The organism is Streptomyces calvus, from assembly GCF_006782915.1.
In the GTDB taxonomy this organism is placed as follows: domain Bacteria; phylum Actinomycetota; class Actinomycetes; order Streptomycetales; family Streptomycetaceae; genus Streptomyces; species Streptomyces calvus.
In genome coordinates this window covers 123374-146645 of record NZ_VCNP01000056.1, presented here as the reverse complement: position 1 = coordinate 146645, position 23272 = coordinate 123374, and the positions used below count along the sequence as shown (strand labels likewise).

Below are 23272 nucleotides of genomic sequence, written 5' to 3'. Positions count from 1 at the left end.
CTTACTTCTCCTCGGTGGTGCCGGTGGAACGGGCGGGGGTGAGGGCGGGTTCGTTGCCGCCGAGCAGCAGGTACAGGACGGCCATCCGGATGGAGACGCCGTTGGCGACCTGCTCGATCACGGTGCAGCGGTCGGAGTCGGCGACCTCGGCGGTGATCTCCATGCCGCGGACCATCGGGCCGGGGTGCATCACGATGGCGTGCTCGGGCATCCGGGCCATGCGGTCGCCGTCGAGTCCGTAGCGCCGCGAGTACTCGCGCTCGGTGGGGAAGAAGGCGGCGTTCATGCGCTCGCGCTGGACGCGCAGCATCATCACCGCGTCCGACTTGGTCAGCGTGGAGTCGAGGTCGTACGACACCTCGCAGGGCCAGGTGCCGACGCCGACCGGCAGCAGGGTCGGCGGGGCGACGAGGGTGACCTCGGCGCCGAGGGTGTGCAGCAGGTCGACGTTGGAGCGGGCGACCCGGCTGTGCAGGACGTCGCCGACGATGGTGATGCGCCGGCCGGAGAGGTCCTGGCCGAGCCCGGCGTCCCGGCCGACGAGCCGGCGCCGCATGGTGAAGGCGTCGAGCAGCGCCTGGGTGGGGGGCTGGTGGGTGCCGTCGCCGGCGTTGATGACGTGGGCGTCGATCCAGCCGGAGGTGGCCAGGCGGTAGGGGGCGCCGGAGGCGCCGTGCCGGATGACGACGGCGTCGACGCCCATGGCCTCCAGGGTCTGGGCGGTGTCCTTCAGGGACTCGCCCTTGGAGACGCTGGAGCCCTTGGCGGAGAAGTTGATGACGTCCGCGGAGAGCCGCTTCTCGGCGGCCTCGAAGGAGATGCGGGTGCGCGTGGAGTCCTCGAAGAAGAGGTTGACGACGGTGCGGCCGCGCAGGGTGGGCAGTTTCTTGATCGGCCGGTCCGCCACCCGGGCCATCTCCTCGGCGGTGTCGAGGATGAGGACGGCGTCGTCGCGGGTGAGGTCGGCGGCCGAGATGAGATGACGCTGCATCTGTCAGGCTCCGTAAGGCAGTTCATTCAGGCGAAATCGGGCAGCCGGGTACGCGCGAGGGCGTGCCGAAGCCGGCGCACGCCGTCGGCGTACGCCCGATGTGCTACTGGGGGGTCTGCTTGGCGCCGAGCAGCACGGTGTCGCGACCGTCCTCCTCGGCGAGCAGGACCTTGACCGTCTCCCGCAGCGACGTGGGGAGGTTCTTACCGACGTAGTCGGCGCGGATGGGCAGTTCGCGGTGGCCGCGGTCGACGAGGACGGCGAGCTGCACCGCGCGGGGGCGCCCGATGTCGTTCAGCGCGTCGAGGGCGGCGCGGATGGTGCGGCCGGAGAAGAGCACGTCGTCGACGAGGACGACGAGGCGGCCGTCGATGCCGTCACCGGGGATCTCGGTGCGGGCCAGCGCACGCGGCGGGTGCATGCGCAGGTCGTCGCGGTACATGGTGATGTCGAGCGAGCCGACCGGAACCTTGCGCTCGGTGATCTGCTCGAGCTTGGCGGCGAGCCGCTGGGCGAGGAAGACGCCTCGGGTCGGGATGCCGAGGAGCACCACGTCGTCGGCGCCCTTGGCGCGTTCGACGATCTCGTGGGCGATGCGGGTCAGTACCCGCGCGATGTCGGGGCCCTCGAGGACCGGCCGCGCATCGGACTGCTGCGTGTCCATGTGAAACGGACCTCCTTCTCCGCCTCACGGGACGGACCTTAAAGGACGTCGGATTGCGTCGTTCAGGCTACCAGGTCCGCATCGGGGCGCAGCGACGCCCCCGGTCACTCCGATGGAGCAACCGATCGCCGCTACCACGGAAGAGTCGGTGTGGACCATTCGGCTTGACGCACGAGAGTAACGCTGCGTAACCTCACAGTGAGTTACCAGCCGCGCGGTATGGAAACCAGCCAACCGCGTCGACACAGTGCCGGGGAGCTATATGTCCAGCGAATACGCCAAACAGCTCGGGGCCAAGCTCCGGGCGATCCGCACCCAGCAGGGCCTTTCCCTCCACGGTGTCGAGGAGAAGTCCCAGGGCCGCTGGAAGGCGGTGGTGGTCGGTTCGTACGAGCGTGGCGACCGCGCCGTGACCGTGCAGCGCCTCGCGGAGCTGGCGGACTTCTACGGCGTTCCGGTGCAGGAGCTGCTGCCGGGCACCACCCCGGGCGGCGCCGCCGAGCCGCCGCCGAAGCTGGTCCTGGACCTGGAGCGGCTGGCCACGGTGCCGGCCGAGAAGGCGGGCCCGCTGCAGCGCTACGCGGCGACGATCCAGTCCCAGCGCGGTGACTACAACGGCAAGGTGCTCTCGATCCGCCAGGACGACCTGCGCACCCTCGCCGTCATCTACGACCAGTCGCCCTCGGTCCTCACCGAGCAGCTGATCAGCTGGGGCGTCCTGGACGCGGACGCGCGGCGCGCGGTCGCCACGCACGAGGACGTCTGACCGCTCCGCGGGTTCACGCAGAAACGTACCGCCGGGGGCGCGGCGAACTGCGCGACCAGCCGCAGAGGAGGCGGAGCCGTCGCACTGCCGCACCCTTACGGCGCAGGGGCAGTCACGCCTCGCGGCGCAGCGACGGCTTCAGCTCCTTGAGCCGGCCGAGCAGCCCGTTCACGAAGGAGGGCGACTCGTCCGTGGAGAACTCCTTGGCCAGCTGCACCATCTCGTCGAGGACGACGGCGTCCGGGGTCTCGTCGACCCAGATCAGCTCGTAGGCGCCGAGACGCAGGATGCTGCGGTCCACGACCGGCATCCGGTCGAGCGTCCAGCCGACCGAGTACTGGGCGATCAGCTCGTCGATGCGCTCCGCGTGCTCCGCGTAGCCCTCGACCAGCTGCATCGTGTACTCGCTCACCGGCGGCTGCCGGGTGTCGGTCCGGGAGTGCCGGATCCAGTCCGCGAGGACCGTCAGGACGTCGGCGCCGCGCTGGTCACCCTCGAAGAGGATCTGGAAGGCGCGTTTGCGGGCCGTGTTGCGGGCAGCCACGGTTAGCTGTTCACCCGGCCGAGGTAGTCGCTGGTGCGGGTGTCGACCTTGATCTTCTCACCGGTGGTGATGAAGAGCGGGACCTGGATCTGGTGGCCGGTCTCCAGGGTGGCGGGCTTGGTGCCGCCGGTGGAGCGGTCGCCCTGGACGCCCGGCTCGGTCTCCTGGACGGTCAGCTCGACGGCGGCCGGCAGCTCGACGAAGAGCACCTCGCCCTCGTGCTGCGCGACGGTGGCCGTGAAGCCCTCGACGAGGAAGTTGGCGGCGTCGCCGACGGCCTTGCGGTCGACCATCAGCTGGTCGTAGGTCTCCATGTCCATGAAGACGAAGTAGTCTCCGTCCATGTAGGAGAACTGCATGTCGCGCTTGTCGACGGTGGCCGTTTCGACCTTGACGCCGGCGTTGAAGGTCTTGTCGACGACCTTGCCGGAGAGCACGTTCTTGAGCTTGGTGCGCACGAAGGCCGGGCCCTTGCCGGGCTTGACGTGCTGGAACTCGACGACGGACCAGAGCTGGCCGCCTTCGAGCTTGAGCACCATGCCGTTCTTGAGGTCGTTCGTGGAAGCCACGGTTGCGGAATCTCCTGGACTGGACTGACGTGGACGACCCCGGGGCGAGCGCACAGCGCGAGGCTAGAGCGCGAGCAGCTCCTTGGTCGTGATGGTGAGTAGCTCGGGTCCGCCGTCCGCCTCGGGGCGCACGACGAGCGTGTCATCGATCCGGACTCCGCCCCGTCCCGGGAGGTGGACCCCCGGTTCGACGGTGACCGGCACGCAAGCGTCCAGTTTACCCATGGCCGCGGGGGTCAATTGAGGGTCCTCGTCGATTTCGAGTCCGACACCGTGCCCGGTGAGCACCGGAAGGGCCTCGGCGTACCCGGCGGAGTCCAGTACCTGGCGGGCCGCGCGGTCCACGTCGCGGCAGGCTGCGCCGGGGACGAGGGACTCGCGTCCGGCGCGCTGGGCGGAGAAGACGAGGTCGTACAGCTCGATCTGCCAGTCCGCGGGGGCCGTGCCGATGACGAAGGTGCGGCCGATCTCGCAGCGGTAGCCGCGGTAGGTGGCGCCGAGGCAGACGGAGAGGAAGTCCCCTTCCTCGACGCGCCGGTCGGTGGGCCGGTGACCGGGCCGACCGGCGTGCGGGCCGGTGGCGACGGAGGTGGGGAAGGCGGGGCCGTCCGCGCCGTGGTCCACCAGGCGCCGTTCGAGTTCGAGCGCCAAGTGCCGTTCGGTGCGCCCGACGAGGATGGACTCCAGGAGTTCACCGAGGGCCTGGTCGGCGATCTCCGCGCCGATCCGCAGACAGGAGATCTCCTCCTCGTCCTTGACCACCCGCAACTGCTCGACGGCCCCGGCGATGCCGGCCAGGCGCAGCCGGGGCGCCACCGATCCGATCTCCCGGTGCCGGGCCACGGTCAGATGGTGCTCCTCGACGGCGAGGGAGTCGGCGCCCTGGCCGGCGGCGAGTCCGGCGGCGGCGACGGCCGGGTCACCGCCGATGCCGGGCATCACGTGCAGGCGCAGCGCCTCGTCGGGGCGGTTGTGGGGTGCGCGGTCGTCGGGCGGGCCTGCGCACACCAGCAGGTCCTCGGTCCGGCCGAGCAGCAGCACGGCGCCCTCGGGCGCGGGACCGGCGAGGTAGCGCACATTGGCGGGCTGGGACACCAGCGCCGCCGCGCTGCCGCCCGCGTTGCAGCATTCCCTCAGCCGCGTCCGGCGGACCGCGTAGACCTCTGACATGGTTCGAGCCTAGGAGCGGCGGCCGGATGCCGCCGGTCGAGAGGGCCGAGTGGGCGGCGGCCCCGGGACGGGGGCGGTGTCACCACGCCGGAGGGCTGGCGATGGAGCGGGCCAGGACGTCGTCCAGGATCCGGGCCGTCTCGGCTATGCCGATCTGGGAGTTGTCGATGATCGGCAGACCCGATCCGTACCAGCCGGCCATACGGCCGTGGATGCGGGCCACTTCCTCGTCGCTGAGGCGGCGGTTGCCGGAGCGCTCCGCGTTGCGCTCCAGCACGATGTCCAGGCCCGGCAGCAGGACGACCGGCAGCAGACCGGGGCCCACGTGGCGCTTCCAGCCGCCGAGGCCGACCACCGGCCGGTCGGGGAAGACGGCGTCGTCGAGGATGCACGAGATGCCGTTGGCGAGGAAGTTGCGCGCGGCGAAGCCGCAGGTGCGGCGGGCCAGTCGGTACTGCGCCTCGGAGTTGTCGTTCCACCCGGACTGCGGGTCGGCGAATCCGGAGCGGACCCACTCGCGGACGTCGTCGAGGCTGATGTGGGCGGTCGGCACCCGCCGGTGGTCCGCCCAGTACTTGGCGACGCTGGTCTTGCCGGCGCCCGCGGGCCCGATGAGCAGCACGGCGATGGTCGTGCCGGCCGGGTCGGGGTGGGCGGCGGCCTGCGGTGCGCTGGGCACGGCGACGGGGCCGCCGGGCGGCAGCGGGACGTGGCCCGTGGTGTCGGGCGGCGGCGGGACCGGGCCCTGCTGTGCCGGGGGCGGCGGAGGAACCGGGCCCTGCTGTGCCGGGGCGGGCGGGGGCACCGGTGCCTGCTGCGCCGGGGGCGGCGGAGGGGCCGGGCGGTGCTGCGCCGGGGGCGGCGCGGGATAGCCCGGTGCCGAAGGGGGCACGGGCGCGGGGCCCTGGTGCGCTCCCGCTCCGGGAGGCGGACCCGGGTGGTGTGCGGCCGGTGACCAGCCCGCGGCCGGTCCCTGCCCCCGCTGGTGGGGCGGCGGCAGCGGAGAACCCACTGCGTGCTGCATCCGGTGCCACTCCGTCTCGTGCTTCTGGGCTCGGCTCGCCCGCGGGCGCTTCGGCCGGTGTACGCCTCCGGCTCGTTCAGCGCGGGCGATGGGCGGGCGGGTACCCGCTCTTCCGGACAGCCTAAAGGGCGTGGTGCGCCCGCCGTCCGGACGGTACCGTCCCCGGCCGTCGTTCGGTCAACGGCCGGGGGCGGCCCGAAGTGCCCGTCCTACTGCGCGACTTCACCGTACGCGGCGAGCAGCACGGCCGGGTCGGGTCCTTCCAGCACGGTGGGCTTGGCGAGGCCGTCGAGGACGATGAAGCGCAGCAGGTCGCCGCGCGACTTCTTGTCGACCTTCATGGCCTCCAGCAGCTTGGGCCACTGGTCGTAGCGGTAGTGCAGGGGCAGTCCGACCGATTCGAGGATCGTGCGGTGGCGGTCGGCGGTGGCGTCGTCGAGGCGGCCCGCCAGGCGGCCCAGTTCGGCGGCGAAGTGCATGCCCACCGACACCGCAGCGCCGTGGCGCCACTTGTAGCGCTCGTTCTTCTCGATGGCGTGGCCGAGGGTGTGGCCGTAGTTGAGGATCTCCCGCAGGCCCGACTCCTTCAGGTCGGACGACACGACGTCGGCCTTGACCCGGATGGAACGCTCGATCAGCTCCGCGGTGTGCGGTCCGGCCGGGGTGCGGGCGGCCTGCGGGTCGGACTCGATCAGGTCCAGGATCACCGGGTCGGCGATGAAGCCGGCCTTGATGACCTCGGCGAGCCCCGACACGTAGTCGTTCACGGGCAGGGAGTCCAGCGCGGCGAGGTCGCACAGCACGCCGGCGGGCGGGTGGAAGGCGCCCACCAGGTTCTTGCCCTCGGCGGTGTTGATGCCGGTCTTGCCGCCGACGGCGGCGTCCACCATGGCGAGCACGGTGGTCGGGACGGCGATCCAGCGCACGCCGCGCAGCCAGGTGGCGGCGACGAACCCGGCCAGGTCGGTGGTGGCTCCGCCGCCGACGCCGACGATGACGTCGGTGCGGGTGAAGCCGGACTGGCCGAGCGCCTTCCAGCAGTAGGCGGCGACCTCGGCGGTCTTGGCCTCCTCGGCGTTGGGCACCTGGACGGCGATCGCCTCGTAGCCCTGCTCGGCCAGGTCGGCGCGGAGCGCGTCACCGGTCTCGGCCAGCGACTCCGGATGCACGACGGCGACCCGCCTGGCCCGGTTGCCGATCAGTCCGGCGAGTTCGCCGAGGAGCTGACGGCCCACCAGGACGTCGTACGGGTCGGTGCCCGCGGTGCCGCCGATGTGGATCCTTGTCACTGCCTCGCTGCTCATGCTTCCTTCAACTCCAGTGCGTCCAGGGCGGCTTCGGTGACCTCTTCGGGTGTGCGGCCGTCCGTGGGCACGACGGCCGTGGCGACCTCCTCGTACAGGTGCCGGCGGGCCTCCATCAGCTCGCGCCACTGCTTGCGCGGGTTGACCGCGAGCAGCGGCCGGGCGGTGTTGAGCCCGGTGCGCCTGACCGCCTCCTCGACGTCCATGGACAGGTAGACGACCCGCTGTCCGGCGAGCAGCGCGCGCGTGTCGGCGTCGAGGACCGCGCCGCCGCCGAGGGCGAGGACGCCGTCGTGCTCGCCGAGCGCGGTGTGCACCGCCCGCTTCTCGATCGCGCGGAAGGCGGGTTCGCCGTCGTCGACGAAGATGTCGGCGATGCTGCGGCCCTCACCGGCGACGATGTCGTCGTCGGTGTCGCGGTAGCCGACGCCGAGCCGGTCGGCGAGCAGTTGCCCGACGGTGGACTTGCCCACGCCCATCGGGCCGACGAGCACGATCACCGGTGAGCTCATCGGATGGCCAGGTGGTCGAGGTACGAGGTGACGTTGCGGCGGGTCTCGGTGACGCTGTCACCGCCGAACTTCTCCGCGACCGCGTCCGCGAGCACGAGAGCGACCATCGCCTCCGCGACGATGCCGGCGGCCGGCACGGCGCACACGTCGGACCGCTGGTGGTGGGCGGCGGCCTCCTCACCGGTGACGACGTCCACCGTCCTCAGCGCCCGCGGCACGGTGGCGATGGGCTTCATCGCCGCCCGGACCCGCAGCAGCTCACCGGTGGTCAGTCCGCCCTCGGTACCACCGGAACGCCCGGAGGCCCGCCGGATGCCGTCGTCGGTGACGAGGATCTCGTCGTGCGCCTTGGAACCCGGCACCCGCGCCAGGTCGAACCCGTCGCCGACCTCCACGCCCTTGATCGCCTGGATGCCCATGAGCGCACCGGCCAGCCGGGCGTCGAGCCGCCGGTCCCAGTGCACGTGCGAGCCCAGCCCCACCGGCACGCCGTACGCCAGCACCTCGACCACACCGCCGAGGGTGTCACCGTCCTTGTGGGCCTGGTCGATCTCCGCGACCATCGCCTTCGAGGCGTCCGCGTCCAGGCAGCGCACCGGGTCGGCGTCCAGCCGCTCCACGTCGGCCGGCGTCGGGTACACGCCGTACGGCGCCTTGGCCGCGGCCAGCTCGACGACATGGCTGACGATCTCGATGCCGGCCGTCTCCTTGAGGTACGACCGTGCCACCGCGCCCAGCGCCACACGGGCCGCGGTCTCCCGCGCGGAGGCCCGCTCCAGGATGGGCCGGGCCTCGTCGAAGCCGTACTTCTGCATGCCGGCCAGGTCGGCGTGGCCGGGGCGGGGGCGGGTCAGCGGGGCGTTGCGGGCCAGACCGGCCAGGACCTCCGGGTCGACCGGGTCGGCCGCCATGACCTGCTCCCACTTCGGCCACTCGGTGTTGCCCACCATGACGGCGACCGGGGAGCCGAGGGTCAGGCCGTGCCGGACACCGCCGAGGAAGGTGACCTCGTCCCGCTCGAACTTCATCCGCGCGCCGCGACCGTAGCCCAGCCGCCGCCTCGCGAGGTGGTCCGCCACCATGTCGGTGGTGATCGGCACGCCGGCGGGAAGTCCCTCCAGCGTCGCGACGAGTGCGGGTCCGTGGGACTCCCCCGCGGTCAGCCAGCGCAACCTGCTCAACGGTGCTCCTCAATGCTCGCGCCCCGGTACTGCCCTGCGCACACGTGTCCTCGCGTACGGCTGCGGCGGGACGGGGTGCGCGGCCCCGGTCCGCCACCTCCGATCCTCCCACGTCCGGGCCGGGGGCCCGGCCGCCGGTCCATCTGGCGGACGCCCCGGACCACCGGCCGGGCGGCGGTGGGACCGGGCCGCAAGGCACCGCACCTCACGGCCGGGCGGCTCCGGACGACGGGCCCTAGGTGTGCTGTCCCGGGACGTTGGTGACACGCGTGCTGGGTGCTTGAACAGGTGAGGGCCTTCTGGGTTCGGTGTGGATTGCGACATCTACCGCCGAAGCTCAGGAGGCCCTCGTGTCCCACCGTAATGCCCCGCTGACGCCGACCGGGAGGCTGCGTCTGGCCCGGTGTGTCGTGGACGACGGGTGGCCGCTGCGGCGGGCCGCGGAACGCTTCCAGGTCAGCCACACCACCGCCGCACGCTGGGCGAGCCGCTACCGGCAGCTGGGCGCGGCCGGCATGCACGACCGCTCCAGCCGCCCGCACCACAGCCCACGCCAGACGCCCGCCCGGGTCGAACAGCAAGTCCTGCGGCTGCGGCGCGAGCACCGCATCGGTCCGCTGCGTCTGGCCGCCCGTGCCGGTATCGCCGCCTCCACCGCCCACCGCATCCTCGTCCGCCACGGCCTGCCGCAACTGGCCGCCACCGACCGCGCCACCGGCGAACCCGTACGCCGCTACGAACGCACCCGGCCCGGCGAACTGGTCCACATCGACGTCAAGAAGCTCGGCCGCATCCCCGACGGCGGCGGCCACAAGGCCCTCGGCCGCGCAGCCGGCCGGGCCAACCAGAACCGCCGCACCGGCACCGGATACGCCTACCTGCACACCGCCCTGGACGACCACACCCGCCTCGCCTACACCGAGGACCTCCCCGACGAGAAGGCCTCCACCTGCGCAGCCTTCCTACGACGAGCAACCGCCTGGTTCGCCGCACGCGGCATCACCATTGAGCGGGTCCTGACCGACAACGCCTGGGCCTACACCAAGAACACCTGGCGCCAGACCTGCCACGAGCTGGGCATCAGCCCCCGCTGGACGAGGCCCTGGCGGCCGCAGACCAACGGCAAAGTCGAACGCTTCCACCGCACCCTGCTCGAGGAGTGGGCCTACCAGCGGCCCTACACCTCAGACCGCGAACGCCAGGCCACGTTTCCCGACTGGCTGGACTGGTACAACTACCACCGACCCCACACCGGCATCGACGGCCAGACACCCGCCAGCCGCGTCACCAACCTGTCCGGACAGCACACCTAGGGTCTGTCGTTTGGATCAGGTCGGCTGGGAGACGCAGCGCTTCTCAGCCCACCCGAGCGGGGCGTGGTGCGTGCAACTGCAAGGCGGAGGAGGGCGGCGACGCGGAGCGTCGACAACCGACGACAACGCAGCAGATGTGCGTGCCACGCCCCGCGAAACCGACCTGATCCAAACGACAGACCCTAACGGGCCGCGAGGGCCCGCTCGCCCGCTTTTCGCATGGCGTCCAGCGGCGCCGGCGAGCACCCCGTCATCTGCTCCACCTGGAGCGCCGCCTGGTGCACCAGCAGGTCGAGCCCGCTGACCACGGCCCCGCCGTACGCGGACCAGCGCGCGGCGAGGACGGTCGGCCACGGGTCGTAGAGCACGTCGAACAGGGTCGTCGGGCGTTCCGGTACGGCCTTGGCGAGCACGTCGGTGACGCCGGCCGGGGTGGTGCTGACGACCAGCGGGGCGTGCAGGGCCTGCTCGGCGTCGTCCCAGTCGGCGATCCGCACGGTGACGTCGAGCCGCTCCGCCCACTGCCGCATCTGAGCGGCGCGCGCCTCGCTGCGGACGTGCACGGTGACCTCGCCGGTGCAGATCCGGGCCAGCGCGGCGAGCGCGGACGAGGCGGTGGCGCCCGCGCCGAGGACGGCGGCGGACTCCACCTTCTCGATGCCGTGCTCGCGCAGCGCGGCGACCATGCCGGGGATGTCGGTGTTGTCGCCGGTGCGGCGGCCGTCCTCGGTGACGACGACGGTGTTGACCGCGTCGACGGAGGCCGCCGTCTCGCTGATCCCGTCGAGCAGCGGGATGACGGCCCGCTTGAGCGGCATGGTCAGCGACAGTCCCGCCCACTGCGGGCCCAGCGTCTCGAAGAAGCCGGGCAGCGCCTTCTCGTCGACCTCGAAACGGTCGTAGGTCCAGCCGTCGAGGCCCAGCTCCGCGTAGGCGGTGCGGTGCAGCACCGGGGAGAGGGAGTGGGCGATCGGTGAGCCGAGCACGGCCGCCCGCCGGGCCCTAACTGCCATTGAACTTGTCCTTCAGCTTGAGGAACTCGTCGTGTGTCTTGGCGAATTCCGTCTTGTCCACGCCGTCGGTGGCCACGAAGTAGATCCAGCCCTCGTCCGTGGGGTTCACCGCCGCCTCGAGTGCCTCCTGCCCCGGGTTCCCGATGGGTCCGGGCGGCAGCCCCTTGTTGGTGTAGGTGTTGTACGGGTCCTGATTGCTGTTGATCTCGGACTCGCTGATGTGGATGTTGCTCTCGCCCTTCAGGTAGTTGAAGGTCGAGTCGAACTGGAGCAGCTGATTGGTCTCGGTGTTGGTGGGCTTGAGACGGTTGTAGACGACCTCGGCCATCCTGCGGAAGTCGTCGTGCGTCTTGCCCTCGGCCTGGACGAGGCTGGCGACCGTGACGAGCTGCCAGGGGCTCTCCAGACCGAGGCTCTTCGCCTTCTGCTCGACGCCGAGCTTCTCGTACCTCTCGGTGGCCTGCGCCACCATGCGCCTGAGCACGTCCTCGGGCTTCTGGCCCTTGGAGACGCCGTAGCTGGAGGGGAAGAGGAAGCCTTCCAGCGGGTCCTTGACGTTCTGGTGGTTCTGGGCCCACTCGGGCAGTCCGAGCTTCTCCCAGTCCTCCTTGGCGACCTCGGCCGTGGTGCCCTTCTCCACCTCGAGCCGTGCGTCGATGAGCTCGTAGACGGCGGCGTTGCGCTTGCCCTCGGCGATGATGAGGTTGTTGCGGCTCTTCGGGCTGAGCATCAGGTCGACCGCGCTCGCGGCCGACATCTGCTTCTCCAGCGTGTACACGCCGTCCTGGATGGTCTTGCCCTGCGGGTTGCTCTGCTGGGCGGCGACGAAGGCGTCGACGCTCTTCACCACGCCCGCGTCCTTGAGCACCTGGCCGATCTTGTAGCCGAGCGCGCCCTTGGGGATCTCGACGGAGACCTGCTGGCCGTTGCCGTCGCCCGCGAAGTCCGGGGCACTGCCGAAACGATCCTGGTAGAACTGGTACCCGAAGTACCCGATTCCGGCGAGACCGCCACCGAGCACCAGAACCACCACGAGACAGGCGGCGCCGCTGCGCCCCTTCTTCTCCTTGCCGCCGCGGCCCCGGCGCTCGCCGCGCCCTCGGCGGTCGCCCGCGTCGTCGTCGCCGTCGTCGCCACCCGCGAAGAAGGCGTGTTCGCCCTGGTCGGGGCCCGGGTCCCAGTCGGTCTCCGGCTCGGGGGCGGGTTCGGCGCGGCGGCCCGGCGGCTCGGGCGGCGGGTAGGCGTCGGGGCCGTCGTAGTAGTCGGCCTGCTGCCCGCCGTAGGTCCCGGTCTGCTGCCCGTACGGGTCCGCCGGGACGGCGGCGTACGGGTCCTGCGGGTGCGTGCCGGTGGGCCAGCCGTTCTGGTCGTACTGCGGCTGGGGGTTCTGGGGCTGCTGGTGCGACTGCTGGGGCGCGTACTGCTGGTCGTACTGCGGGTACTGCTGACCGTCGTACGCGTGCTGCTCACCGGTGCCCCAGTCCGCGTACTGCTGCTGCGGATGGGACTGCTGCTGGCCGTCGTAGGGGGCCTGCGGACCCGGGTGGGTCTGCTGCCCTCTCCATCCGCCGTCCCCGTACAACGGGTCGTCCGGATGCCACGGATCGGAGCCTTGGCCCCGGCCATACTCAGTCATCGATCCCCTAGAGCCGCGAGGCGACGGTCGCCCGGCCACCTGGAATCCCGGCTGCCGTTCCGCCTCTTGCTGTGCGGTGGCTGTTCGAACACCATCGCATCGCGCGGAACGTTACCGTATCGCGATCAGATGACCACTTCGACGCCCTCGCCGGGTGGCTCGCCTGACACCCGTTCGGATTCCAGTGCCTGCTGGAGGATGATCACAGCGGCCGCCTGGTCGATGACGGAGCGTCCCTTCTTGGACTTCACGCCCGAGGCCCGCAGCCCCTGGCTCGCCGTCACCGTCGTCATGCGCTCGTCGACGAGCCTCACCGGAACCGGCGCGATCACGCGGGCCAGCTCCCCGGCGAAACCGCGGACCTTCACCGCGGCCGGGCCCTCGCCCCCCTTGAGGGAGCGAGGGAGACCGACGACGACCTCGATCGGCTCGTACTCCTCGACGAGTTGCCGCAACCTGCGGTGGGCCGCTGGGACGTCCCGGCCGGGGACGGTCTCGACCGGCGTGGCGAGGATCCCGTCGGGGTCGCACGAGGCGACCCCGATCCGGGCGTCCCCGACGTCGATCGCGAGACGGCGGCCGCGGCGCAGCACCGGCCCGTCCACGGCACCGTCCTCGCGCGCGTTCACTTGGCCGTGTCCGCCACGAGCCGCTCGACGGCGTCGACGGCCTCGCCGACGGCGGCCGGGTTCTGGCCGCCGCCCTGGGCGACGTCCGGCTTGCCGCCACCGCCGCCGCCGAGCGTCTTGGCGGCCGTGCGGACCAGGTCGCCGGCCTTGAGGCCGCGCTCGCGGGCGGCCTCGTTGGTGGCAATGACCGTCAGCGGCTTGCCGTTGTTCACGGTGAACAGGGCGACGACGGCGGCCCGGCCGCCCTGGATGCGGCCGCGCACGTCGAGGACCAGCTTGCGCAGGTCGTCGGCGCCCGTGCCGTCGGGGACCTGACCGGTGACCAGGGCGACGCCGTGGACGTCCTTGGCGGACTCGGCGAGACCGGCGGCGGCCTGCAGCACCTTCTCGGCGCGGAACTTCTCGATCTCCTTCTCGGCGTCCTTCAGCTTGGCGAGCATCGCGGAGACCTTCTCCGGCAGCTCCTCGGAGCGGCCCTTGAGCAGCTCGGTGAGCTGGTTGACCACCGTGTGCTCGCGGGCGAGGAAGGAGTAGGCGTCGACGCCGACCAGGGCCTCGATACGGCGCACGCCGGAGCCGATGGAGGACTCGCCGAGCAGCTTCACCAGGCCGAGCTGGGCGGTGTTGTGCACGTGGGTGCCGCCGCACAGCTCCTTGGAGAAGTCGCCGATGGTCACGACGCGGACGCGCTCGCCGTACTTCTCGCCGAACTCGGCGATGGCGCCCTGCTTCCTGGCCTCGTCGATGCCCATGACGTCGGCGCGCACGTCGAGGTCGCGGGCGAGCACCTCGTTGATCTTCTGCTCGACGTCGAGCATGACCGTCTGCGGCACGGCGGACGGGGAGCCGAAGTCGAAGCGGAAGCGGCCGGGCTGGTTCTCCGAGCCGGCCTGGGCGGCCGTCGGGCCGAGGGCATCGCGCAGCGCCTGGTGGGTCAGGTGCGTGGCCGAGTGGGCGCGGGCGATGGCCTTGCGGCGGCGGGCGTCGATGGAGGCGTGGGCCTTGGCGCCGACGGTGACCTCACCGACCTGCACGACGCCCTTGTGGACGTAGACGCCGGGGACCGGCTTCTGGCAGTCGCGGACCTCGATGACGGCGCCGGAGTCGGCCTTGATGCGGCCGGTGTCGCCGATCTGGCCGCCGCCCTCGGCGTAGAACGGGGTGCGGTCGAGGACGATCTCGACCTCGTCGCCCTCGGTGGCGGCCGGCGAGGAGACGCCGTCGACGAGGATGCCGACGACGGTGGACTCGCCCTCGGTGTCGGTGTAGCCGATGAAGTCGGTGGCACCGGCCCGGTCGGCGATCTCGCGGTAGGCGCCGAGGTCGGCGTGGCCGGTCTTCTTGGCCTGGGCGTCGGCCTTGGCGCGCTCCCGCTGCTCCTTCATCAGGCGGCGGAAGCCCTCCTCGTCCACGGTCAGGCCCTGCTCGGCGGCCATCTCGAGGGTGAGGTCGATCGGGAAGCCCCAGGTGTCGTGGAGCAGGAAGGCCTTGTCGCCGGGCAGCACGGAGGAGCCGGCGGCCTTGGTGTCGCTGACGGCGGTGTCGAGGATGTTGGTGCCGGCCTTCAGCGTCTTCAGGAAGGCGTTCTCCTCGGCGACGGCCACCTTCTCGATCCGCTCGCGGTCGGTGATCAGCTCCGGGTACTGCTGGCCCATCATGCCGATCACGACGTCGACGAGGTCCTTGACGACCGGACCGGTGGCGCCGAGCAGCCGCATGTTGCGGATGGCGCGGCGCATGATGCGGCGCAGCACGTACCCGCGGCCCTCGTTGCCCGGGGTCACGCCGTCACCGATGAGCATGGTGGCGGTGCGCATGTGGTCGGTGACCACGCGCAGGGAGACGTCCGAGGCCGGGGCGTCGCCGTAGCGGACGCCGGTCAGCTCCGTGACCTTGTTGATCACGGCCATGGAGGTGTCGATCTCGTACAGGTTCTGCACGCCCTGCAGGATCATGGCGAGACGCTCGAGGCCGAGGCCGGTGTCGATGTTCTTGCTCGGCAGCTCGCCGAGGATCTCGAAGTTGTCCTTGCCGATGCCCTCGCCGCGCTCGTACTGCATGAAGACGAGGTTCCAGATCTCCACGTACCGCTCGTCGTTGACGGCGGGGCCGCCCTCGACGCCGAACTCGGGGCCGCGGTCGTAGTTGATCTCGGAGCAGGGGCCGCAGGGGCCGGGCACGCCCATGGACCAGTAGTTGTCCTTCATGCCCAGGCGCTGGATGCGCTCCTTGGGCACACCGACGACCTCGTGCCAGATCCGCTCGGCCTCGTCGTCGTCCTTGTAGACGGTGATCCACAGGCGCTCGGGGTCGAGGCCGTAACCGCCCTTGTCCTGAGGGCTGGTCAGCAGCTCCCAGGCCAGCTTGATGGCGCCTTCCTTGAAGTAGTCGCCGAAGGAGAAGTTGCCGCACATCTGGAAGAACGTGCCGTGCCGGGTGGTCTTGCCGACCTCTTCGATGTCCGGCGTGCGGACGCACTTCTGCACGCTGGTGGCGCGGTCGAAGGGCGGCTTGACCTCGCCCAGGAAGTAGGGCTTGAAGGGCACCATGCCGGCCGGGACGAGCAGCAGAGTCGGGTCGTCCGCGATCAGCGACGCCGAAGGGACGACGGTGTGCCCGCGCTCCTCGAAGAAGCTCAGCCAGCGGCGGCGGATCTCGGCCGACTCCATCAGTGGTCCTCATTCCGGTTGTACGGGTACGTGGGGTACGTCGACTTCCGCACCGGGCCCTCGACGTACTTGGGGCTGTTGCGGTTCTCGATGACGGCGTAGTGCCGGGGCGGGGGGAGTTCGCGGTCGACGGGGGCGTTGAGCCCGAGCGCGTCGCCGAGTTCGGCCTCCCGCTGGGCCATGTTGTCGCGGACCTCGAGCGCGAAGTCGACCGCGCGGTCCTTCAGGCGGCCACCGGCCTCGATCGCCTTGTTCGCCGCGGTCACGGCGAGGTGCTCGGGCGTCAGTTGCTTGAGCTTACGGTTGACCTTGGTGGTGGCCCACACACCGGCGGCCACGCCGGTGGTGAACCAGAACGTTCGGCGGAACATCGCTGGGTCAGTCCCTCTTTCCCCGGGTGCGCTTTTCCCTCCGAGTGCCCGGGACGGTGCGGCCCACGATCACGGTACGCCTCGGCGCCTTCGGCGGAGTGTCCTCCTTGCGGCCGCTGACGGCCCGGCGCACGCCGTAACCGAAGGCGGCGACCTTGACGAGCGGGCCGCCGAAGGTCGAGGCCACGGTGGTCGACAGCGCGGAGGCGTTGGACGTCACCTCCTGGACGTCGGAGGCGATCGCGTCGACCCGTTCGATCTGGGTCTGCGCGGAGCGCACCGCCGCGGAGGCGTCGGCCAGCAGCGGGACGGCCTGGTCGGTCACGTCCGCCACCAGCTTGGTGGTCGCCCGGAGCGTCTGGGCCAGCCTCGCCAGTGCCACGGCGAGGAAGGAGACCAGGATCGCCCAGAAGACGGCCACCAGGATTCCGGCCACCTCGCCACCGGACACTGTGTGCACCCGCTCCCTTGAAACGCGCCTGAACATCGAGAAAGTCGTGTGACCGAGCCTATCGCGCCGGTGAGGGCACTCCGTACCGGATTACCGTCCGCCCCCGCCCGAATCGCCACGGGCGCGGGCGGGGCGGTGCGGGCCCGGGAGAAGAAGAACCCGCCGCCTCGCCCGCCCTCACGGACGGGGAGACGGCGGGCCGGGAGACCGCGCGCCTGCTGGGATCAGCGGGCGTAGTACTCGACGACGAGCTGCTCGTCGCAGATCACCGGGATCTCCTTGCGGTTCGGCTCGCGGTCCAGGCGGAACGCCAGGGCCTTGAGGTTCACCTGGAGGTAGCGCGGGGTCTCACCGTCGGGAGCGAAGCCGCCCTCACGGGCGATCGTGAAGAGGGTCTTCTCCTTGCTGCGGTCGCGGACCTGCACGACGTCGTCCGGGCGGACACGGAAGGAGGGCTTGTCGACCTTCTTGCCGTTGACCTGGATGTGGCCGTGCGTGACCATCTGGCGGGCCTGGTAGATCGTGCGGGCGATGCCCGAACGCAGCACCAGCGCGTCGAGACGACGCTCCAGCTCGATGATCAGGGCCTCGCCGGTCTTGCCCTGGACCTTGGAAGCACGCTCGTAGGCACGGACGAGCTGACGCTCGGACACGTCGTACTGCGCGCGCAGACGCTGCTTCTCGAGCAGACGGACCTTGTAGTCCGAGTTCTGCTTGCGGCCGCGGCCGTGCTCACCCGGCGGGTAGGGGCGGGCCTCGAAGTACTTGACGGCCTTCGGGGTCAGCGCGATGCCGAGGGCACGCGACTTCTTGACCTTGGGGCGGGACTGGTTCGCCACTTTTCTTCCTTTTCCTTTTCGGCTGCCTCAGGGTTACGGGAGGTCGCATCCGCAGCCGGGGAATTCCCGACAGGTCCGCGCGGGACTTGCCGGGCAGCCGCTCCCTGGTCTGGGCACATACGTGCAGCACACGAACGGCCCACCGACCGGTCCCGGAACTCACGGGTGGTGGTGGGCTGCCCGCGACACCTACGACGGTGCGCGACGCTCCTGGATCGAAGGATCCGGCTGGATGTCCCGCCTGAGGCGCCGACCGGAGCCGGACACGGGACGCAGCACTGCGGAAAGTGTACAGGGCGGTCAGGGCCGCTTCCGACCGAGGTGTTTCCTGGTCCACTCCACCGCGTCCGCGTACCGCGCCTCCGCGCCGTGCCGGGTGGGCTCGTAGTACGTGCGGTCCTTCAGGGCGTCCGGCGCGTACTGCTGTTCGGCGATGCCCTCGGGCAGGTCGTGCGGGTACACGTAGCCCTTGCCGTGGCCGAGCTTGGTCGCGCCCTTGTAGTGGCTGTCCCGCAGATGGGACGGCACCGGTCCGGCCAGCCCCTTGCGCACGTCGTCCAGGGCGGCGCCGATCGCGGTGGTGGCCGCGTTGGACTTGGGGGCGAGGGCGAGGGCGATGGTGGCGTGGCTGAGGGTGAGGGCGGCCTCCGGGAAGCCGATCATGGCGACGGCCTGCGCGGCGGCGACCGCGATGGGCAGCGCGTTCGGATCGGCGAGGCCGATGTCCTCGCTGGCCGAGATCATCAGGCGGCGGGCGATGAAGCGGGGGTCCTCACCGGCCTCGATCATGCGGGCCAGGTAGTGCAGGGCGGCGTCGACGTCGGAGCCGCGGATGGACTTGATCAGGGCGCTGGCGACGTCGTAGTGCTGGTCGCCGTCGCGGTCGTACTTCACGGCCGCCCGGTCGACCGTCTCCTCCAGCGTGGCCAGGGCGATCTCCGTCTCGCCCTTGTCGAGGGCGGCTCCGGCGGCGGCCTCCAGCGCGGTCAGTGCGCGGCGGGCGTCGCCGCCGGCGATGCGCAGGAGGTGGTCCTCGGTGTCCTCGGGGAGGGTGACGGCGCTCTTCAGGCCGCGGTCGTCGGTGAGGGCGCGCCTGAGCAGGTTCCTGATGTCGTCGTCGGTGAGCGGTTCGAGGGTGAGGAGCAGGGAGCGGGAGAGCAGTGGCGAGATGACCGAGAAGTAGGGGTTCTCGGTGGTCGCGGCGATCAGGGTGACCCAGCGGTTCTCCACGGCCGGGAGCAGGGAGTCCTGCTGGGCCTTGCTGAAGCGGTGGATCTCGTCGAGGAAGAGGACGGTCTCCTGGCCGTAGCCGCCGGAGGCGCGGCGGGCGCCGTCGATGACCGCGCGGACCTCCTTGACGCCGGCGGTGATCGCGGACAGTTCCACGAAGCGCTTGTTGGTGGCCTTGGAGACGACGTAGGCCAGCGTCGTCTTCCCGGTGCCGGGCGGCCCCCACAGGAAGACCGAGGAGGGCCCGGCGGGGCCGGCGGCTCCCTCCCCGACCAGTCTGCGCAGGGGGGAGCCGGGCTTCAGCAGGTGTTGCTGGCCCACCACCTCGTCGAGGGTGCGCGGGCGCATCCGGACCGCCAGGGGGCTGCCGGTCGGGTCCTTCTCCTGGCGTTCTTCTGCTGCGGCGGTGAACAGGTCGGGCTCCACGCTGAAACCCTAAGGCACCGCACCGACAGTCCCGCCGGGGGTGTTCAGCCGGTCCAGAAGTCCCACCAGCGGGTCAGCACCAGCATGCCGATGATGCCGGTGTGCAGGACCGGCAGGACCCAGGTGAACTCGTCGAAGAAGCTCTTCAGCCAGCCCGGGGCGGGCAGAAAGCCCTGGCGGACGTTGAACGAGGTCACGTACCAGAACATGACGATCGTGGCGACCCAGGCCAGGCAGCACCACAGGCACAGGGCGTTGATCCGGTACAGCGACTGGTACATCAGCCAGGTGCAGAAGGCGACACCGAAGAGCGTGCCGGCGTTGAAGGTGAGCCAGTACCAGCGCGGGAAGCGGGCCCGGGCCAGCAGGCTCATGCCGACGCACACGACGATGCCGTAGGTGACCAGGCCCAGCATGGGGTTCGGGAAGCCGAACACGGCGGCCTGGTCGCTCTCCATCACGCTGCCGCAGGAGACCACGGGGTTGAGGCTGCATCCCGGGACGAACGTCTCGCCCTTGACCTTGGCCTCGAGCAGCTTGAACTTGTCGAGCGTGATCACCCAGGCGGCGAGCACACCGGCGGCGCCGGTGATCACCATGAGCAGGGCGAACGCGCGGCTCGCGCCCTCTGTGCGCGGCGCGGCGCCGGAGCGCTGCGGCGAGGGCGAGGGTTCGGACTCCATGTCGACGTCCCTGACTGTCGTCTTGCTCATCACGCCGATTCCGTCACGAGAGAGGGTGGACCTGCTTCGGGCAGGGCCATTGTGCCGTACGAGGCTGTGGATGCGCCGTCGTGCGGGCGGACGGAACGGCCGGCCGCGGCCCGTGGGCGCGCGGTTTCGGCCGTTGTGCGGGCGACGGCCGCGCGGACGCTCCGCCCGAGGACCATCCGACCGGGGGACGACGGGCGTGCGCGTTGACGGCGAGGGCGCCGGTGCCCGCGAAGGGCACCGGCGCCTTCCGTGACGCGGGGCGGGATCAGCCGAGCCGCGACTCCAGCTCCGCCACGATCTCGTTGACGCCGACCGCCGTCTGCTCGCCGGACTCCATGTCCTTGAGCTGGACGACGCCCTCGGCGAGGTCGCGTTCGCCGGCCACGATCGTGTAGCGGGCGCCGCTGCGGTTGGCGTTCTTCATGGCGCCCTTGAGGCCCTTGCCGCCGTAGGCGAAGTCCGCGGCGACGCCGTTCTTGCGCAGCTCGGTGACCTTGGCGAACAGCACCCGGCGGGCCTCCTCGCCGAGCGGGACCGCGAACACGCTGGTGGTGGCGGGCAGTTCGAGCTCGACGCCCTCCGCCTCCAGGGCGAGCACGGTGCGGTCCACGCCGAGGGCCCAGCCGACGGACGGCAGCGCGGGGCCGCCGATCATCTCGGACAGGCCGTCGTAGCGGCCGCCGCCGCCCACCGCGGACTGCGAGCCGAGGCCGTCGTGGACGAACTCGAAGGTGGTGCGCGTGTAGTAGTCCAGGCCGCGCACCAGCTTGGCGTCGTCCTCGAAGGCCACGCCCGCGGCCGTGATCAGCTCGCGGACCTCCTCGTGGTACGCCTTGCAGGCGTCGCAGAGGTAGTCGCGCAGCAGCGGGGCGCCGGTCAGCTGCTTCTGCACCGACTCGCGCTTGTCGTCCAGCACGCGCAGCGGGTTGATCTCCGCGCGGCGCAGGGTGTCCTCGTCCAGGTCCAGGCCGCGCAGGAAGTCCTGCAGCGCGGCCCGGTAGACCGGGCGGCACTCCTTGTCGCCGAGGCTGTTGAGCAGGATGCGGAAGTCGCTCAGGCCCAGCGAGCGGTACGCCTGGTCGGCCAGGATGATCAGTTCGGCGTCGAGCGCCGGGTCCTCGGCGCCGATCGCCTCGGCGCCGACCTGGGAGAAGTGGCGGTAACGGCCCTTCTGGGGGCGCTCGTAGCGGTAGTACGAGCCGGAGTACCAGAGCTTGACGGGGAGGTTGCCCGCCTTGTGCAGGTTGGCCTCCAGGGCCGCGCGCAGCACGGAGGCGGTGCCCTCGGGCCGCAGGGCAAGCCGGTCGCCGCCCTTGGTCTCGAAGGCGTACATCTCCTTGGTGACGATGTCGGTGGACTCGCCGACACCGCGCGCGAACAGCTCGACGTTCTCGAAGCCGGGGGTCTCGATGTAGCCGTAGCCGGAGCCGCGCAGCGGGGCGGCGATGGCCTCGCGGACGGCGAGGTACTTGGCGCTGTCCGGCGGGATCAGGTCGTACGTGCCCTTGGGGGCCTTGAAGGTGCTCACGGGAGTTCTCTCGTCACATTCCTCGTCGGGGAGCGTCGGCTCCCTGGCCGGCCGCCACCTGCCGCAGATACGGGTTGGTGGCGCGCTCCTGGCCGATGGTCGTGTACTCGTTGTGACCGGGCAGCACCACGGTTGCGTCGTCGAGCGGCAGGACCACGCGGGCCAGGGACTCGAGCATGTCGTCCATGGAGCCACCGGGGAAGTCGGTGCGTCCGATGGAGCCGGCGAACAGCAGGTCGCCCGAGAAGAGGACCGGCGGGACGTCCGCCGCCTCGGGCAGGCCGAAGGTCACCGACCCCTTGGTATGGCCCGGCGCGTGCGCGACCGTCAGTTCCAGGCCGGCCAGCTCCAGCTTGGTGCCGTCGGCCAGTTCGCGGACGTCGTCCGGCTCCCCGACGGTCAGCTCGCCCATGAGCGGCATGCCGATGGTGCGGCCGATCGCCTTCTCGGGGTCGCTCATCATGTACCGGTCCTCGGGGTGGATCCAGGCCGGTACCTCGTGCGCCCCGCAGACCGGGACGACCGAGGCGACGTGGTCGATGTGTCCGTGGGTGAGGACGACGGCGACGGGCTTGAGCCGGTGCTTGCGGACCGCCTCCTCGACTCCGGGGGCGGCCTGGTGGCCGGGGTCGATGATCACGCACTCCTCACCGGCGGCGGGGGCGACGAGATAACAGTTCGTCCCCCAGGCCCCGGCGGGGAACCCGGCAATGAGCACGATCGTCCTTCGTTGTGTCGATACGGGAGGCTTGCGACGGGGCTGCGCCCGTGGTCAGAGCCTACCGGCGCTGCCGATTCCTCAGCGAACCCATATACGGTACGGGGCACACGCAGGCGGTCGGCTCACCGCACGCACGCACGCGTACCGGCCGGCACACGAGACGCATGAGGAGAGAACCCGGTGGTCAGCCAGGAACAGCGGCGGCGTCAGCTCGCCCGGGAGAAGTTCTTGCGGCAGCAGCAGCGGCGCACCGAAGCGCGGCGCAAGTCGCGGATCCGCAACTCGGTGATCGCGTCCGTGCTCGGTGTCGTCCTCGTGGGCAGCCTCGCGCTGTACACGACCGGGACGCTCAAGCAGGACGACGACAAGACCAACGCGAACGCGGAGGTCTCGCCGAGCGCGTCGGCGACGAGCAAGGCTCCGGACCCGTGCGACAAGCCCGCGAAGGGCAAGGTCAAGTCGGAGACCTGGAAGAAGGAGCCGGCGATGTCCATCGACAAGTCGGCGAAGTACACCCTGAAGCTCGACACGACCTGTGGCGCGATAGACGTGGCGCTGAAGGCGTCGGCGGCGCCGCACACCGTCAACTCCTTCGACTTCCTCGCGAAGAAGGGCTACTTCGACCACAGCAAGTGCCACCGGCTCACCACGAACGGCATCTACGTGCTGCAGTGCGGTGACCCGACGGGCACCGGCACCGGCGGTCCCGGCTACACGATCCCGGACGAGAACCTGAAGGACAAAAGCCTGAAGGACAACATCTATCCGGCGGGCACGGTCGCGATGGCCAACACCGGGCAGAAGGACAGCGGCGGCAGCCAGTTCTTCCTGGTCTACCAGGACAGCCAGCTCCCGCCCAGCTACACACCGTTCGGTACCGTCTCGGAGGCGGGCATGAAGGTGCTGAAGAAGATCGCCGACGCCGGCGAGAGCACCGGAGCCGGTGACGGGGCGCCCAACGCGACGGTCGTGATCGACAAGGCGACCGTCACCCAATCCTGAGCCCCA

At 71.0% G+C, this 23272-nt stretch carries 23 protein-coding genes; 3 read left to right on the top strand and 20 right to left on the bottom strand.

What is annotated here, in order from left to right; genetic code table 11:
- Position 1: 1 nt before the first annotated feature.
- Both FGW31_RS29075 and pyrR read right to left on the bottom strand, forming a co-directional pair.
- Positions 2-991 carry an aspartate carbamoyltransferase catalytic subunit gene (locus tag FGW31_RS29075; RefSeq protein ID WP_142196519.1) on the bottom strand — a complete coding sequence of 330 codons (990 nt, stop codon included), beginning with the start codon at positions 989-991 and terminating at the stop codon, positions 2-4.
- Positions 992-1094: 103 nt separating this feature from the next.
- The gene (gene pyrR, locus FGW31_RS29070; RefSeq protein WP_142196518.1) at positions 1095-1655 is read right to left on the bottom strand and encodes a bifunctional pyr operon transcriptional regulator/uracil phosphoribosyltransferase PyrR; all 561 of its coding nucleotides are present in this window, start codon (positions 1653-1655) and stop codon (positions 1095-1097) included.
- Positions 1656-1917: 262 nt separating this feature from the next.
- Here pyrR and bldD point away from each other — a divergent pair, with 262 nt between their 5' ends.
- Positions 1918-2421 (top strand): transcriptional regulator BldD, encoded by a 504-nt coding sequence (gene bldD, locus FGW31_RS29065; RefSeq protein ID WP_142196517.1) that lies wholly within the window; start codon positions 1918-1920, stop codon positions 2419-2421.
- Between the two features lie 112 nt (positions 2422-2533).
- Here bldD and nusB read toward each other — a convergent pair whose 3' ends face one another.
- The 7 genes from nusB to aroC all read right to left on the bottom strand — a co-directional run bounded on the left by nusB (position 2534) and on the right by aroC (position 8725).
- A complete protein-coding gene (gene nusB / locus FGW31_RS29060) occupies positions 2534-2965 on the bottom strand; it encodes a transcription antitermination factor NusB (protein ID WP_142196516.1) in 432 nt (143 codons plus the stop codon).
- Between the two features lie 2 nt (positions 2966-2967).
- Positions 2968-3534 carry an elongation factor P gene (efp, locus tag FGW31_RS29055; RefSeq protein ID WP_059420847.1) on the bottom strand — a complete coding sequence of 189 codons (567 nt, stop codon included), beginning with the start codon at positions 3532-3534 and terminating at the stop codon, positions 2968-2970.
- A 63-nt stretch (positions 3535-3597) separates the two neighbouring features.
- Positions 3598-4704 (bottom strand): aminopeptidase P family protein, encoded by a 1107-nt coding sequence (locus tag FGW31_RS29050; protein WP_142196515.1) that lies wholly within the window; start codon positions 4702-4704, stop codon positions 3598-3600.
- A 79-nt stretch (positions 4705-4783) separates the two neighbouring features.
- Positions 4784-5728, bottom strand: a complete 945-nt coding sequence (locus tag FGW31_RS29045; RefSeq protein WP_142196514.1) for an AAA family ATPase — start codon at positions 5726-5728, stop codon at positions 4784-4786.
- Positions 5729-5937: 209 nt separating this feature from the next.
- Complete coding sequence (gene aroB, locus FGW31_RS29040; protein WP_142196513.1) at positions 5938-7032, bottom strand: 3-dehydroquinate synthase; 1095 nt, start codon at positions 7030-7032, stop codon at positions 5938-5940.
- On the bottom strand, positions 7029-7544 hold the full coding sequence (locus FGW31_RS29035; protein WP_142196512.1) for a shikimate kinase: 516 nt from the start codon (positions 7542-7544) through the stop codon (positions 7029-7031). Before FGW31_RS29035 ends, aroB begins: the two co-directional genes overlap by 4 nt.
- Entirely contained in the window at positions 7541-8725 is a 1185-nt protein-coding gene (gene aroC / locus FGW31_RS29030) for a chorismate synthase (protein ID WP_142196511.1), read from the bottom strand. Before aroC ends, FGW31_RS29035 begins: the two co-directional genes overlap by 4 nt.
- A gap of 350 nt (positions 8726-9075) precedes the next feature.
- Here aroC and FGW31_RS29025 point away from each other — a divergent pair, with 350 nt between their 5' ends.
- Positions 9076-10038 carry an IS481 family transposase gene (locus FGW31_RS29025; protein ID WP_142196510.1) on the top strand — a complete coding sequence of 321 codons (963 nt, stop codon included), beginning with the start codon at positions 9076-9078 and terminating at the stop codon, positions 10036-10038.
- Positions 10039-10220: 182 nt separating this feature from the next.
- Here the strand turns inward: FGW31_RS29025 and FGW31_RS29020 are convergent, their stop codons facing one another.
- The 11 genes from FGW31_RS29020 to FGW31_RS28965 form a co-directional block, all read right to left on the bottom strand.
- On the bottom strand, positions 10221-11051 hold the full coding sequence (locus tag FGW31_RS29020; protein WP_142196509.1) for a shikimate dehydrogenase: 831 nt from the start codon (positions 11049-11051) through the stop codon (positions 10221-10223).
- The gene (gene mltG / locus FGW31_RS29015) at positions 11041-12687 is read right to left on the bottom strand and encodes an endolytic transglycosylase MltG (protein WP_142196508.1); all 1647 of its coding nucleotides are present in this window, start codon (positions 12685-12687) and stop codon (positions 11041-11043) included. The genes FGW31_RS29020 and mltG overlap by 11 nt, the downstream gene beginning before the upstream one ends.
- A gap of 125 nt (positions 12688-12812) precedes the next feature.
- A complete protein-coding gene (ruvX, locus tag FGW31_RS29005; RefSeq protein ID WP_142197274.1) occupies positions 12813-13277 on the bottom strand; it encodes a Holliday junction resolvase RuvX in 465 nt (154 codons plus the stop codon).
- A 35-nt stretch (positions 13278-13312) separates the two neighbouring features.
- Positions 13313-15985 (bottom strand): alanine--tRNA ligase, encoded by a 2673-nt coding sequence (alaS, locus tag FGW31_RS29000; protein ID WP_142196507.1) that lies wholly within the window; start codon positions 15983-15985, stop codon positions 13313-13315.
- Positions 15985-16356, bottom strand: a complete 372-nt coding sequence (locus tag FGW31_RS28995) for a hypothetical protein (protein ID WP_142196506.1) — start codon at positions 16354-16356, stop codon at positions 15985-15987. Before FGW31_RS28995 ends, alaS begins: the two co-directional genes overlap by 1 nt.
- 7 nt (positions 16357-16363) lie before the next feature.
- Positions 16364-16807, bottom strand: a complete 444-nt coding sequence (locus tag FGW31_RS28990; protein ID WP_142197273.1) for a DUF948 domain-containing protein — start codon at positions 16805-16807, stop codon at positions 16364-16366.
- A 224-nt stretch (positions 16808-17031) separates the two neighbouring features.
- A complete protein-coding gene (rpsD, locus tag FGW31_RS28985) occupies positions 17032-17646 on the bottom strand; it encodes a 30S ribosomal protein S4 (RefSeq protein WP_142196505.1) in 615 nt (204 codons plus the stop codon).
- 300 nt (positions 17647-17946) lie between these two features.
- Positions 17947-19302: a replication-associated recombination protein A gene (locus tag FGW31_RS28980; RefSeq protein WP_142196504.1), complete on the bottom strand. Its 1356-nt coding sequence runs from the start codon at positions 19300-19302 to the stop codon at positions 17947-17949.
- 44 nt (positions 19303-19346) lie between these two features.
- Positions 19347-20015: a vitamin K epoxide reductase family protein gene (locus tag FGW31_RS28975; protein WP_142196503.1), complete on the bottom strand. Its 669-nt coding sequence runs from the start codon at positions 20013-20015 to the stop codon at positions 19347-19349.
- Between the two features lie 265 nt (positions 20016-20280).
- Positions 20281-21543 (bottom strand): histidine--tRNA ligase, encoded by a 1263-nt coding sequence (gene hisS / locus FGW31_RS28970; protein WP_142196502.1) that lies wholly within the window; start codon positions 21541-21543, stop codon positions 20281-20283.
- Positions 21544-21556: 13 nt separating this feature from the next.
- Positions 21557-22261 (bottom strand): MBL fold metallo-hydrolase, encoded by a 705-nt coding sequence (locus FGW31_RS28965; RefSeq protein WP_142196501.1) that lies wholly within the window; start codon positions 22259-22261, stop codon positions 21557-21559.
- Between the two features lie 183 nt (positions 22262-22444).
- Between FGW31_RS28965 and FGW31_RS28960 the strand changes: the two genes are divergently transcribed.
- Complete coding sequence (locus tag FGW31_RS28960; protein ID WP_142196500.1) at positions 22445-23266, top strand: peptidylprolyl isomerase; 822 nt, start codon at positions 22445-22447, stop codon at positions 23264-23266.
- Positions 23267-23272 lie beyond the last annotated feature (6 nt).